The 13,163-nt window shown below is 69.8% G+C and carries 10 protein-coding genes, 1 other RNA gene and 2 pseudogenes; 7 read left to right on the forward strand and 6 right to left on the reverse strand.

From position 1 onward, the window contains the following. Positions 1-130 precede the first annotated feature (130 nt). From pqqA to ACFYQA_RS36540, 6 genes and pseudogenes are all read right to left on the reverse strand, one after another. Complete coding sequence (pqqA, locus tag ACFYQA_RS36515; RefSeq protein ID WP_109382866.1) at positions 131-229, reverse strand: pyrroloquinoline quinone precursor peptide PqqA; 99 nt, start codon at positions 227-229, stop codon at positions 131-133. A gap of 47 nt (positions 230-276) precedes the next feature. After that, positions 277-1,977 carry a PQQ-dependent dehydrogenase, methanol/ethanol family gene (locus tag ACFYQA_RS36520; RefSeq protein WP_388927487.1) on the reverse strand — a complete coding sequence of 567 codons (1,701 nt, stop codon included), beginning with the start codon at positions 1,975-1,977 and terminating at the stop codon, positions 277-279. Between the two features lie 13 nt (positions 1,978-1,990). After that, complete coding sequence (locus ACFYQA_RS36525; RefSeq protein ID WP_388927490.1) at positions 1,991-2,452, reverse strand: MSMEG_3727 family PQQ-associated protein; 462 nt, start codon at positions 2,450-2,452, stop codon at positions 1,991-1,993. Positions 2,453-2,873: 421 nt separating this feature from the next. Beyond that, positions 2,874-5,066: a catalase/peroxidase HPI gene (gene katG / locus ACFYQA_RS36530; protein WP_388927544.1), complete on the reverse strand. Its 2,193-nt coding sequence runs from the start codon at positions 5,064-5,066 to the stop codon at positions 2,874-2,876. 135 nt (positions 5,067-5,201) lie between these two features. Continuing rightward, a complete protein-coding gene (locus ACFYQA_RS36535; RefSeq protein WP_388927493.1) occupies positions 5,202-6,596 on the reverse strand; it encodes a LytTR family transcriptional regulator DNA-binding domain-containing protein in 1,395 nt (464 codons plus the stop codon). A gap of 332 nt (positions 6,597-6,928) precedes the next feature. After that, positions 6,929-7,091, reverse strand: a pseudogene (locus ACFYQA_RS36540) (MerR family transcriptional regulator); the annotation flags it as partial. Between the two features lie 143 nt (positions 7,092-7,234). Here ACFYQA_RS36540 and ACFYQA_RS36545 point away from each other — a divergent pair. The 7 genes and pseudogenes from ACFYQA_RS36545 to kdpF all read left to right on the forward strand — a co-directional run bounded on the left by ACFYQA_RS36545 (position 7,235) and on the right by kdpF (position 13,159). Next, positions 7,235-7,804 (forward strand): Uma2 family endonuclease, encoded by a 570-nt coding sequence (locus ACFYQA_RS36545; RefSeq protein ID WP_388927496.1) that lies wholly within the window; start codon positions 7,235-7,237, stop codon positions 7,802-7,804. 36 nt (positions 7,805-7,840) lie between these two features. Beyond that, positions 7,841-8,674 carry an AraC family transcriptional regulator gene (locus tag ACFYQA_RS36550; RefSeq protein WP_388927499.1) on the forward strand — a complete coding sequence of 278 codons (834 nt, stop codon included), beginning with the start codon at positions 7,841-7,843 and terminating at the stop codon, positions 8,672-8,674. A 19-nt stretch (positions 8,675-8,693) separates the two neighbouring features. Next, a pseudogene (locus tag ACFYQA_RS36555) lies at positions 8,694-9,473 on the forward strand (DMT family transporter); the annotation flags it as partial. A 115-nt stretch (positions 9,474-9,588) separates the two neighbouring features. After that, an RNA gene (rnpB, locus tag ACFYQA_RS36560) (RNase P RNA component class A) lies at positions 9,589-9,990 on the forward strand. Between the two features lie 329 nt (positions 9,991-10,319). Continuing rightward, on the forward strand, positions 10,320-12,839 hold the full coding sequence (locus ACFYQA_RS36565; protein ID WP_388927502.1) for a DUF4118 domain-containing protein: 2,520 nt from the start codon (positions 10,320-10,322) through the stop codon (positions 12,837-12,839). Positions 12,840-12,917: 78 nt separating this feature from the next. Next, on the forward strand, positions 12,918-13,073 hold the full coding sequence (locus ACFYQA_RS36570; protein ID WP_388927505.1) for a hypothetical protein: 156 nt from the start codon (positions 12,918-12,920) through the stop codon (positions 13,071-13,073). After that, on the forward strand, positions 13,070-13,159 hold the full coding sequence (kdpF, locus tag ACFYQA_RS36575; RefSeq protein ID WP_388927508.1) for a K(+)-transporting ATPase subunit F: 90 nt from the start codon (positions 13,070-13,072) through the stop codon (positions 13,157-13,159). Before ACFYQA_RS36570 ends, kdpF begins: the two co-directional genes overlap by 4 nt. Positions 13,160-13,163: the final 4 nt, after the last annotated feature.

Consider the following 13,163-nt stretch of genomic DNA (forward strand, 5'->3'; position numbering starts at 1 on the left):
CCCGGCCCCCCCCCCCGCCCCACCCCCCCCACACCGCGTTATAGCTAGGGGGGGCGGGGGGCCCCCCGGGGGGGGGGGGGCCCCCCGCCCCCGGGGGGGGGGGCCGGCCGGGGGCGGCCCCCGCCCCACGTCACTCGTCCTCCAACCGAGCCACGTACATGGTCACCTCGGCCGCGACTCCGATCTCGTCGAACTCGGGCGTCTCCCACACAGCGAGCTGGGACTCCATGAATTCACCTCCTCACTGTCCGCGTTGCGGCAGGCTCCGGTCACGCGCTACGACGATTCCGGGAGGGCGAAGACGAGCAGGGCGCTTCCGTGCCCCGCGCCGAGCATGCCGGGGAGGAACCCCTCGGCCCATCCGCCCCAACCGACCGGTACGGCGATGTACTGCCTGCCGTCGACCACGTAGGTGGTCGGGTTGCTGTGGTGGCCGCTTCCGCACTGGAACTGCCACAGCAGCTCCCCGGTGCGGGCGTCGAGCGCGTTGAACTCCCCGGAGGGTTCACCGGCGAACACCAGGTCACCGCCGGTGGCCAGCACCGAGGCGCACATCGGGAGTTCGTTGCGCCAGCGCCACTTCTCCTCGCCGTTGACGTCGAACGCGCTGATGGACCCCGCCATGTCGTCGATGTCCACCTGGACGCCCGCGCCCCAGTACGGAATGCTCTCCTTGAACTCCCGGCGCCGCCGGGTGGCCGTGGCGCCGGTGTCCTGGACCGGGACGTAGAAGAGCCCGGTCTTCGGGCTGTAGGCCGCATGGGTCCATTCCTTGGCGCCGGCCGGACCCGGGTAGAAGTGGACCGGTTCTCCCTCCTTGTCCGGGTACACCTTGGCCGTCACCTGGCCGTCCCTCGTGATCGCCCCCCACGTGATGCGGTCCACGAAGGGGGTGATCTGGACCCTCTCGCCGTTCGTGCGGTCAAGGACGAAGAAGTAGCCGTTCTTGTCGAAGTGCCCGAGCAGTTTGCGCCCGTTCTGCTCGAACAGGATGCACTCGGCGATGCTGTCGTAGTCCCACAGGTCGTGCGGGGTGCACTGGTAGTGCCAGCGGATCTGGCCGCTGTCCACGTCGACGGCGATGACGCTGTCGGTGAAGAGGTTGTCGCCCTCGCGGACGCCTCCGTCGAAGTCGGGCGCCGGGTTGCCGGTGCCGACGTACAGCAGGTTCGTCTCCGGGTCGAAGGTGCCGGTGATCCAGCAGTTCGCCCCACCCCGCGCCCAGGCCTCGCCGTCGGCGGGCCAGGTCTCCGAGCCGGGCTCCCCGGGCTTCGGCACCGTGTAGCAGCGCCACTGGTGCTCGCCGGTCTCGAGGTCGAACGCGTCGAGGTGGCCGCGTACGCCGAACTCGCCGCCGGAACTCCCGACGATGACCATGTTCTTCACGACCAGCGGAGCGACCGTGGCGCTCTCCGCGGCCCGGACGTCTCCGTAGGTCCTGTCCCAGACCCGCTTGCCGGTGGTGGCGTCGAGCGCGAGCACACGAGCATTCGCCGTGACGAAGAAGACCTTCCCCTGAGCCACGGCGACCCCACGGTTCACGTTCCCGCAGCACAAGGACACGTCGAAGGGGACCGCATGCTTGTACCGCCAGATCTCCACACCCGTCTTCGCGTCAAGGGCCCAGACCCAGCCGTCCCAGCCGGAGAGGAACATGACCCCGTCGACGACGATCGGGGCGGCCTCGAACGAGTAGGTCGACGCGCCCGCGATCAGGCCGGTCGTGCCGGCCTGGAAGACCCATGCGGGGCCGATGCGCTTGACGTTCTCCGTGTTGATCTGGTCCAGCGGGCTGTACCGCTGCCCGTCGTAGGCGCCGTAGTAGGTGAGCCAGTTCTGCGGTTCCTCGCGGGCATTGAGTATGCGCTCGTAGTCGACGCCGGCCACTACCGGCGGCGCGACCTCCCCGCCCGCGACCTTGCCGCTCAGGTTTCCCTGGTCGACAGCCTCACCCGCGTCCACGTATGCAACAGTCATTGCCTCTTCCTTTCTACGGCCGAGGCTGTTCGGGGCGGTCGAGGCGAGCCTCCGGCGGAGCGTCCCCCATGACGACGATGGCCCCGGTCAGCCCCCGGCCCTCGTCGTTGCCCGTGGGCGAGCTGAACCAGTAGTAGCCCGGCCCGTCGAGGTTGAGGGTCGCCCGTCCTTGCGAATGGTTCACCAACCAGATGAACTTCCGGTCGCCATTGCTCGGCAGGAGCGCGCAGTGCGTGTTCAGGTCGTCATTGACGAGCTCGAGCTCGATATCGCCTCCATGGGGCATGACCAGAATAGAGGGATCCCAGGTCAGCTCATCCGGGTTGATGCGAATTGTGGCCTGCATGCGGCCATCCGATCCCTCAGTGGCCTGCCCAATGTTTCCGGTTCCCAGCACTTGACCCAGTGCTGCCTTGTTCTGTGCGGCCAACCCGATCTTGTCCAGCAGGTCGGCTCGCTCCTGCGCGGTCGTCATCGGGGCTTCACTCTCCTCGTCTCGAATCTCTATGTCCACTTCGCGTCGGCCGCGCTGACGGCGACACGCCGCGGCCGGTTGCACACCTCCGCCCGGAAAATTGTTCTCCGAATTGACTTTCAAATTTCTTTTTTGTGTCGCCCAATGTCCGGCTGCAATCGGTGGTCAAGGAGCGCGCTATCCCGGATGAATCACACCGAAAAGGGTGAGAAATTGGTATTCAAGAAGTACGCTACGCCGGGCGAATCGCACCGACAAGGGTGAGCACCGGTTCGGGCCGGCTCATGCCGTTCGTCCGCGACCAGCTACCGTTCGTACCGGATGTGCCACCGTTGGAAGGAGCCGGGCCGCACTGCGCCGCGTCGCGCCGGGGCCGGCGGCAGCTCCGATCAATCGTCGCCGATCAACACCGGCTGACCGGTCACGACGCCTCTCCCGACATCCGGGCTCCGACGGAGGATCGAGCGAGGTCGTACCGATCGAGGTTCATGACCTTGTCCCACGCGGCGACGAAGTCCTGCACGAACTTCTCCCGTGCGTCGTCGCTCGCGTAGACCTCCGCGACGGCACGCAGTTCGGAGTTCGAGCCGAAGACGAGGTCGACGCGGCTACCGGTCCACTTGACCTCTCCGGTGGCGCGGTCGCGACCCTCGAAGGTTTCCGCGGCCGCGGATGTCGGCTTCCATTCCGTGCCCGTGTCGAGCAGATTGACGAAGAAGTCGTTGGTCAGCGACCCGGGCGCCGAGGTGAAGACGCCCCGCGGCGACTGCCGGTGGTTGGCGCCCAGTACTCGCAGGCCACCCACGAGGACGGTCATCTCGGGCGCGCTCAGGTTCAGCAGGTTCGCGCGGTCGACCAGCAGGTGCTCCGACGGCAGCCGGTTGCCCTTGCCACGGTAGTTGCGGAACCCGTCCGCGGTCGGCTCGAGCGGGGTGAAGGACTCCGCATCGGTCCACTCCTGCGTGGCGTCCGTGCGTCCCGGGGTGAAGGGGACCCGGACGTCGTGGCCGGCGGTCCTGGCGGCCTGCTCGACGGCGGCGGCTCCGCCGAGCACGATGAGGTCGGCCAGCGAGATCTTCTTGTCCCCGGCCTGGGAGGCCTGGGAGCTGTTGAAGGACTCCTGGATCCTCTCCAGGGTGCGCAGCACCTGTGCCAGCGTCTCGGGGCCGTTGACCTCCCAGCCCCGCTGCGGATCGAGGCGGATGCGCGCGCCGTTCGCCCCGCCCCGCTTGTCGCTGACGCGGAACGTCGAGGCCGACGCCCACGCGGTCGAGACGAGCTGGGAGACCGATAGCCCGGAGGCGAGGATCCGGCTCTTGAGCGCGGCGATGTCCGCCGCCCCGACGAGCTCGTGGTCCACGGCGGGGACCGGGTCCTGCCAGCGCAGCGTCTCCCGGGGGACCAGCGGTCCGAGGTAGCGCTGGATCGGTCCCATGTCGAGGTGCGTCAGCTTGAACCAGGCCCGGGCGAACGCATCCGCGAGCTGGTCCGGGTTCTCCAGGAAGCGCCGCGAGATCGGCTCGTAGACCGGGTCCAACCGCAGCGCGAGGTCCGTCGTCAGAATCGTCGGGGCGTGTGTCGTCGATGGGTCGTGGGCGTCCGGCACGGTGCCGGCCCCGCCGCCGTCTCTCGGGATCCACTGCCACAGACCGGCGGGGCTCAGCTCCAGGTCCCACTCGTAGCCGAACAGGGTCTCGAAGAAGCTGTTGTCCCATCTCGTCGGGGTGGGTGTCCACGTGCCCTCGAGCCCGCTGGAGATGGCGTCCGTGCCCTTTCCGGTGCCGTAGCTGCTCTTCCAGCCCAGGCCCTGCTCCTCGAGGGGGGCGCCCTCAGGTTCGGGGCCGAGGTGGGCGTCCGGGTCGGCCGCGCCGTGGGTCTTGCCGAACGTGTGGCCGCCCGCGATCAGCGCGACGGTCTCCTCGTCGTTCATCCCCATGCGCCGGTGCGTCTCGCGGATGTCCCGGGCCGCGGTGAGCGGGTCCGGGACGGTGTTCGGTCCCTCCGGGTTGACGTAGATGAGGCCCATCTGGGCGGCGGCCAGAGGGCTCTCCAGCTTCCGGACGCCGCCGTGGCGTTCGTCGCCGAGCCAGGCGCGCTCGGGACCCCAGTACACGTCCTCGTCGGGCTCCCAGACGTCCGCCCGGCCGCCGGCGAAGCCGAAGGTCGTGAAGCCCATCGTCTCCAGGGCGCGGTTGCCCGCGAAGACCATCAGGTCGGCCCAGGAGATCTTGCGGCCGTACTTCTTCTTCACCGGCCAGAGCAGCCGGCGCGCCTTGTCGAGGTTGCGATTGTCCGGCCAGCTGTTCAGCGGCGCGAAACGCTGCATGCCGGCGCCCGCGCCACCGCGGCCGTCGTCGATGCGGTACGTCCCGGCGCAGTGCCACACCATCCGGATCACGAGCGGCCCGTAGTGGCCGAAGTCGGCCGGCCACCACTCCTGCGACGTCGTGAGCACCTCGTCGACGTCCCGCGCCAAGGCGTCGAGGTCGAGCGTCCGGAACTCCGCGGCGTAGTCGAAGTCCTCGCCCATGGGGTCGGCCATGGCGGAGTGTTTCCGGAGGATCCTCAGGTCGAGCTGGTTCGGCCACCAGTCGCGGTTGCTCGCGCCCCCGATCGGGTGACCGGGGTGCCCGGCCGAGACGGAGAGGCCGAGGCCGCCCGCGCTCCCCTCGTTCGTCTTGCCGACAACGGCGTCCGGACTGTCAGCCACGGGAACTTCCTTTCGGGAACAGCGGTTGTGCCGGGAAACTCAGAGGTCCAGCGCGCGACGCACGGTCGGCGCGTTTCGCCGGGAAACCGGCACCATCTCGTTCGTCCGGTCATCCATGACCAGAGACAGCTCGCCCTTGGGTCCGCGCTCGATCTCCCGGATGCGGCTGAGGTTGACCACATACCGGCGGTGCACCCGTAGGAAGCCGACATCCGCCAGCTCACTGTCGAGCTTGTCCAGGGTCGGAGAAGCGGCTCGCAATCGCCCCTGATCGGTGGAGAGCCACACATCGTTTCCCTGCGATTCAGCGAAGGAGACTTCCGGCAGCCGCAGCAGCACCATCCGGTTGTCGCGCGTCGCGACCAGTCGGTGCGGCTGTACCCGAGGGTGTGCGGACCCCTCCGCCTGGGGCAACCGCGCCCCGTCGGAGGCACCGAACGAGACCAGGTTCCCGATCAGGTGTCCGGACGAGAAGACGGGTCGGATGCTGATCGATGTCGGCTCGTCGGCGAGGGGGGCGAAGATCTGGGTCGAGCCGACCCAGTCAGGATTGTGGGCTGCCTGCCTAGCGGCATACCGGGCGGCTGCGATCAATTCCGGCAGCCCGGCGTTCCATCGCAGTGTGGGGTCGACCGCCGGGGTTGATGCCGGGACGCCCAGAAGCATGCTTGCCGTGTCGTCGGCTATCACCACCTTGCCCGCGGTGTCCACCGCGGCGAGCGCCGCACCGGAGCGTGTCCTGGCCCGGGTGTAGGCCGCGACCAACTCGGCGCCGCTGTCCCGGGCGCGCCTCTTCAGCGGGTACCGGGTCATGGTGACCGCGTTCGCCAGCCAGCTTTCCGCGGACGCGGGAAGCCGGCTGCGCCAGCAGCAGATGTTCAGGACCGCGATCGGGTCCCTGGTCACCACGTCGCGCACCGCGATGCCCGCGCAGACCCAGTCGTGGAACGCCTGGCACCAGTGCTCCGCGCCCCTGATCGGTACCGGGCCGTGCGCCTCGAGCGCCGTGCCCATGCCGTTCGTGCCGACCGCACACTCGGACCAGCAGAACCAGGGCGCCAGATGGGATTCGCCGGCTCTGGCGAGCGTAGCTTGGTCGCCCCACTCGGCCAGGATCCGGCCAGTGGCATCGGCGACGGTAACGACGCCACCGAGGTTGCCCACTTCGTGTGCCACGGAGGCGGCACGAAAACCCAGCTCAGCGAATACGACATCGTGCTCGGGCGTACGGTCGGGCGTCGCGACGGCCACCGGAGCCTCTGTGAGGTGAGGATCGACCCGGTATTGCTCTCGGCTGCGATGCCAGGAGATCGCCACCAGGGGCCGGACGCCCGGGACCTGATCCTCGCCCTGCACGAACCGCTCCCACGCCGCGAGCACGGTGCCGCTGCCCAGGTTCGCCGAGATGGGCTCGAGTCGATGTGCATCCCTCATGGTTCAGAACCGCCCTTGGTCCATCCCCAACGCCCGACGGCGTGCACGGTCCGCGCCGGTCGCCGTTCGTCGCGGCCGGGCCTACAGCGGACCGGGCACTGCGTCGCGCGTCTTGCTTCTTCGTCACTCGTTCCAGGCTGTGTCACAGACCTGCGCTCCCGTACTCCCCACCCTAGGTACCGTTGTCGGGCCGCGCACGTCCCGCTTCGGGCCGCGTGTGCGAAATGCCGCTTCCTGGCCGGCCTTGGACAGCGCACCCGCGGGCAAGGTGTGCGGCTCGCAGCAGTCGGTCCACCCGGTGGCCCGGTACTCGGAGCAGCGCCGGCCGGATCCCCTAGCTCGGTCAGCCGCCTGATCCGCGCCGGCACGACGGCGTGCCGCAGTGTGTAGGCCCGGTACCCGACGCTCCGGCTCCGGCAGCAGCCCCGGATGGTGGTAGTACCGCACGGTCCGGGTGGTGACACCGACGGCCGTGGCGAGTTCTCCGATCCGCATGCCCCCGGTAGAGACGTTGACGTCGAGGCAGGGCCAAGCGCACACGGACGAGCGAACCCAGCCCGTTCCGCGCTCGGCCGCACCCATGCGTCCCCCAGCCTGACGAACGACGGGGGCACAGCAACGCGAAGGAGAGCGACGACATGACGGCATACGACCCGATCTCGGAGGAGATCCTGCTGGACTGGTTCGTCGCGTTCGACCCTCCGGAGGGCTTTCGCGCGGAACTCGTCGAAGGGGAACTCATTCTCACCCCACCGCCGGACGGGGAGCACGAGGAGTACCTCTGGCTGATCGTGAAGCAGGTGATGAAAGCCTCGCGGACGGATATGCAGTTCTCCGGGAACAAGGGCCTGAAGCTGAAGAGGGGCGGCGCATGCCCGGAGGACCACGTGATCCCGGACAGCACCTTCGCTCCCACGGCCTTGAGGCCCTACCGGGGCGCCGCCCCCTGGATGCCCTGCGAGGGCGTCGCCATGGTTGTGGAGGTGACGTTCCTCAGGCCCCAGCTGGACCGCGAGACCAAACGCCGCTGCTACGCCCGAGGCGGCATCCCCCTCTACCTCCTCGTCGACCGCGAGGCCTCCTCGATCACACTGTTCAGCGCCCCCGAGCAGGACGACTACCGCGAGGTCTGCACCCGCCCTCTGGGCAAACCCCTGCCCCTCCCCGCACCCTTCGACATCGACCTGGACACCGCCGACTTCCTCTGATCCCCTTGATCCCCTGGGATCGGGAGGAGGTGCGAGGTGACGAATGTACGGGAACAGGCCAGCTGGACCAGAACGCGACTTGGTCGCTGCGGGCCGCCGCTCGACCTGCTCACCGCCTGCTTCGACCGGCACGAGTACGCCCCGCACGCCCACGACGAGTTCACGGTCGGCGTGACCACCGGCGGCCTGGAGGCCATCGCGTACCGCGGCGGGCGCATCGTCTCCGGCCCCGGCACCATCGTCGTCCTCGAACCCGGCGAGATGCACACCGGCGGCCCCGCCGCCCCCGAGGGCTACGCCTACCGCGCCCTGTACGCCGCCCCCGCCCTGCTCACCGACGGCACCCACGGCACCGGCCTCCCGCACTTCCGCGAGCCGGTCCTCGACGACCCCGAGCTGGCCGGCGCCCTGCGCCGCGCGCACACCGATGTCAGCGCCTGCCCCGACCCCCTGGAGGCGGAGTCCCGGCTGCCCTGGCTGCTCACCGCCCTCGCGCACCGCCACTCCACCGCCCGGGCGGACGCCTGCGCGGTCCCCGGTGCCGGGCACATCGCCCTGGCCGTCCGCGACCGTCTCGCCGACGAACTGCTCGCCCCGCCCTCCCTCGCCTCCCTCGCCACCGACCTGGGCCTGTCCCGCTACCAGCTCCTGCGCGCGTTCCGCACGACGATGGGGATACCGCCCTACGCCTGGCTCGCCCAGTACCGGGTCACCAGGGCCAGGGGCCTGCTGGAGGCCGGGCTGCGCCCCGCCGAAGTGGCCGGGCTCGTGGGCTTCGCCGACCAGGCCCACCTGACCCGCTGGTTCCGCCGCGTCCTCGGGGTGACCCCGGCGGCGTACCGCAACAGCGTTCAAGACGCCGGACGCTGACCCGGCAGAGACTCGCCGCATGACTGCACGCGGCTGGTTCCTGTTCTCCCTGATGGGAGTCGTCTGGGGCGTCCCCTACCTGATGATCAAGGTGGCGGTGGACGAGGTGTCCCCGTCCGGGGTCGTCTTCGCCCGCTGCGCCCTCGGCGCCCTGCTCCTCCTGCCCTTCGCCCTACGGCAAGGAGGCCTCACCGGGACCGTCCGCGCCCACTGGCGCCCCCTGCTCGCCTTCGCGGTCATCGAGATCATCGGCCCCTGGTACACCCTGACCTCCGCGGAACGCCACCTCTCCAGCTCCACCGCCGGCCTGCTGATCGCGGGCGTCCCCATCGTCGGCGTGACACTCGCCAGGTTCTTCGGCGACACGGAACGCCTCGGCGCCCGCCGCCTCGTCGGCCTGGGGCTCGGCCTGGTGGGCGTGGGTGTCCTCACCGTCCCGCACCTGACCGGCGGCAACGCCCGGTCGCTCGCCGAGGTGCTGGTGACGGTCCTGGGCTACGCCATCGCGCCGCTGATCGCCGCCCGCCATCTGAAGCAGGTCCCGTCCCTCCAGCTCACCGCACTCTGCCTGACCCTGGCGGCACTGGTCTACGCCCCGGCCGCCGTGCTCACGCGGCCGGCCGAGCTGCCCTCGGCCGGGGCCCTGATCTCCCTCGCGGCCCTGGGCGCCGTCTGTACGGCGATCGCGTTCGTCGCCTTCCTGGAACTGATCAAGGAAGCGGGCCCGACCCGGGCGACCGTCATCACGTACGTCAACCCGGCGGTCGCCGTGACGGCCGGGGTGCTCCTCCTCGGCGAGTCCCTGACCGCGACGGTCCTGGCCGCGTTCGCCCTGATCCTCACCGGCTCGGTCCTGGCGACGGCCGCCGCACCGAAGCGGGCCTCACGCCCGGTACCATGGTCGACACGGCAGACGAGCCGGGCGGACGGCCGCGTGGAGTCCCTTGCGGGACTTCCCGAGGAACGTCCGGGCTCCACAGGGCAGGGTGATGGCTAACGGCCACCCGGGGTGACCCGCGGGACAGTGCCACAGAAAACAGACCGCCGGAGGCTTCGGCCCCCGGTAAGGGTGAAACGGTGGTGTAAGAGACCACCAGCGTTTGAGGTGACTCAGACGGCTAGGTAAACCCCACCCGGAGCAAGGTCAAAAGGAAACACCCCGGTGTTTCTGCGCGGACGTTCGAGGGCTGCCCGCCCGAGTCCGCGGGTAGACCGCACGAGGCCGGCGGCAACGCCGGTCCTAGATGGATGGCCGTCTCCCCGGCCGCCGCGAGGCGACCGGGCGACAGAACCCGGCGTACAGCCCGACTCGTCTGCCGCTCTGTATTTCCGCGTGGCGGCCGAGCCCGGGCGGTCGAGGGCCGGGAGCTTCGTCCACACCGGGGAACAGGCTGAGAGTCATCGTGCGCTCACCGGAACAAGCGTGCGCTCACCGGAACAAGAAGGAAGCAGGATCCACCTCGAGGCCTGCCTTCACATCGCCATCCTCACGCGGCGGCCGGCGGCGGGCCATGCAGGCTGGACCCGATGGGCCGTGAGGGTGCCGTTGCGGGTTTGAGGGCCGGTGCCGTCGAGTGGAGGGGCCTGGAGGGGCGCACCATGGTAGGGGCGCGTACGGCATGGGGTGTCTGGCAGGAGTTCGCCGGTGGCACGTGGGCGGTTGCGGATCTACCTCGGGGCCGCTCCCGGGGTCGGGAAGACGTATGCGATGCTCGTGGAGGGGCAGCGGCTGCGGTCCCTGGGCGCGGATGTCGTCGTGGGTTTCGTCGAGCCCCATGGGCGTCGGCCGACCGCTGCCATGGCTGACGGGCTGGAGACGATCCCCCGGTGCACTCTGGTCCATCGCGGTGCGGCCTTCACCGAGATGGATCTCGACGCGGTGCTGGCCCGCCGCCCTCAGGTCGTGCTGGTCGACGAGCTGGCCCACAGCAACGTTCCGGGGGCCCGCAACGCCAAGCGGTGGCAGGACGTCGAGGAGTGCCTGGACGTCGGCATCGATGTCGTCACCACGCTCAACGTCCAGCACCTGGAATCCCTCAATGACGTGATCCGGCAGATCACCGGGGTCAGGCAGCGGGAGACTCTGCCCGACGAGGTGGCGCGTCATGCCGACCAGATCGAACTGGTGGACCTGCCGCCCGAGGTGCTGCGTCGCCGCATGGTGCACGGCGACATCTACCCACCGGACCGCATCGAATCCGCCCTCACCCACTACTTCAGGGTCGGCAACCTCACCGCACTGCGCGAACTGGCCCTGCTGTGGCTCGCCGACCGAGTGGAGGAGGGTCTGCAGCGCTACCGCGCCGAACACGGCATCTCTGACCCCTGGGAGACCCGGGAGCGGATCCTGGTGGCCCTGAGCGGTGGTGCGGAGGGCGAGACCCTCATCAGACGCGCCGCGCGGATCAGCGCTCGTACCCCCGGCACCGAATTGCTGGCCCTCCATGTGGTCCCGGAGGATGGTCTCACCGGCATCGACCCTGTGGTGCTGGATGCCCAGCGCCTGCTTCTCGAGTCGCTCGGCGGCAGCTACCACCAGACCACGGGCGAGGACGTCGTCGATGCCTTGCTCCAGTTCGCCGAGGCGGAGAACGTCACTCAGATCGTGCTGGGCGCGAGTCGGCGCGGCCGCTTCGCCTCCTTTCTGAGAGCAGGCGTGGGCGAGCGGACGATCAAGGGGTCCGGCCGCATTGACGTGCACATCGTCACGCATGAGGAGGCGGCCGGCTCGGCTGCGCTCAGGCTTCCGCATCCCAGTCGTGGCATGGGCCCACGGCGGTACTGGTCCGCGCTGGCCGGCGCCGTGGTGCTGCTGCCCCTGCTGGCGCTCCTGCTGACCGCCCTGCGGGGCCACCTCGGTCTCTCCAGCGACCTGGTGGTCTTTCTCCTCGCCGTCGTGGTGGTCGCCCTGGTCGGTGGGCTCTACCCCGCTCTGTTCGCCGCCGTTGCGGCGGCGCTGCTCGCCGATTACTACTTCACCGCGCCGATGCATTCGCTGGCCGTGGAGCGTGCCGACGAGGTCACCGCTCTCGTGGTCTTCGTCGCCACGGCAGCTCTCGTCGGCACTGCTGCGGGAGCGGCTGCGCAGCGTACGCACCAGGCCGTGCGCGCGACATCGGAGGCGCGGGTGTTGAGCCGCCTGGCTGCCGCCGTGATGCGTGGCCAGGATCTGCCGGCGCTGCTCGAGCAGATCCTGGAGTCTTTCGGCCTGGCCGCGATCAGCCTGCTGGAGAGGGATCCGGAAGCATCTTTCGTGCCCCGCTGGTACGTGGTCGCCAGTGCCGGGGAGCGGCCGCCGGAAAGACCAGGTGAGGCGGATGTGGAAAGCCCGGTCGGCGACCGTCTCACGCTCGCCGCCCGCGGCTCAGCACTGAGTACGGAGGACCGACGCGTTCTCGCTGCGTGCGCCGCCGAACTGGGGCTGGCTCATGCCAGGGGGCGGATCGCCGGGCTGTCCGGTGGCGCGGACGTTCTCGCCGACGCCGAGCGCACCCGGGCATCTCTGCTTCTGGCAGCGGGCCGGGACTTGCGTGCTCCGCTGCACACTGCGGAGGAGTCGCTCCTGCGCTTGCGGCGTCGGCGTGTCGGCGAGCCGGCTCCGGAAGAGGCGCAGCTTCTGGACACTGCCCGCGCGGCCGTGCACCGCGCGGCGCAGTTGGTCACCGATCTCGATGATCTGAGCCGTCTGCATGCCGGGGCCCTCGATCTGTATCTCCGCCCGGTCGACCTCAGCGAGGTGCTGGGCGCTGCCCTGGACGACCTCGGGCCCGGGGGCCACTCGATCGTTCTGCGCCTGCCGGAACGGCTGCCCGATGTGATCGCCGACGCTGCCCTCCTCACCCGCGCCCTGACCGCCCTCGGGGCCGACGCGCTGCGGCACAGCCTGCCGGACCGGCCCCCCGTCTTCACCGCCGAGGTCCGCGGCGACCGCCTGGAGATCCGGGTGGAGGACGGGATGCCGGGGCGGGGCCCGGAACCGGGCATCACCGCCACCCGGGCATCGGGGAGCAGGGGTGACAGTCTGGCGCTGCGGCTGTCACGCGACCTGGCCGAGGCCATGGACGGGTCCCTGGAGACGGCCACAGAGGGGGCCGCCTTCTCGGTGACGCTCACACTGCCGAGCGCCGCGCACGGCGGCAGCGCGACATCCGGCCTCGCCGAGTGAATCCCCGTGTTCAACCGTCACCCGATCGGCCCGCGGAGCGTCAGGGCACCCGCAAAGCAAACCGATATAGCGTCAGAAATGACTCATCTCCCCACCGGCCGGGAGGGCCGAACGGTCCCGCCCCTGATGACTCTGCGGGGTGCCTGGCACATGTCCGACGTCGCGTTCATCGGCCTCACCGTTGCGGTGTTCGCCCTCATCGGGCTGGCTGCCAAGGGGGTCGGGCGGCTGTGAGCCTGGAAAACATCGTTGGTCTGATCGTTGCCGTGTCCCTCGTGATCTATCTGGTCGTCTGCCTGATCTTCCCCGAGAGGTTCTAGGAGA

Source organism: Streptomyces sp. NPDC005774, from assembly GCF_042871645.1.
GTDB lineage: Bacteria > Actinomycetota > Actinomycetes > Streptomycetales > Streptomycetaceae > Streptomyces > Streptomyces pratens.